This is a genomic window from Paraburkholderia sp. SIMBA_053 (genome assembly GCF_046534895.1).
Classification (GTDB): domain Bacteria; phylum Pseudomonadota; class Gammaproteobacteria; order Burkholderiales; family Burkholderiaceae; genus Paraburkholderia; species Paraburkholderia caledonica.
On sequence record NZ_JAWRXU010001197.1, the window covers coordinates 1 to 253 of the forward strand.

Sequence of the window (253 nt, forward strand, 5' to 3'; positions counted from 1 at the left end):
GTTTCATCAAAAGTAATCTCCGAATTGTTTTTTTGTTCTAACGAAAGAGTCGAGCCTGATCTTTCTTCATGCACATGTCCATCTTCCGGATGTCTGTAATAGAAAGGTCCGTTTTCTTCTACGAAGTTATTTGCTTTGGCAGCAGCTGTATTTTGAGCTCCGGCTTGCTTCGGAATAAAATAACCTGTTGTACTCTGGTCTTCTACCAAATATTTATTGGCAACGCGAAGTACATCAGCAGGAGTTACTTTTT

At 39.5% G+C, this 253-nt stretch carries 1 protein-coding gene; it reads right to left on the bottom strand.

The genetic code is table 11. From position 1 onward, the window contains the following. A partial coding sequence (locus SB753_RS39430; protein WP_410805471.1) for a hypothetical protein occupies nt 1-253 on the bottom strand: 253 nt, incomplete at both ends.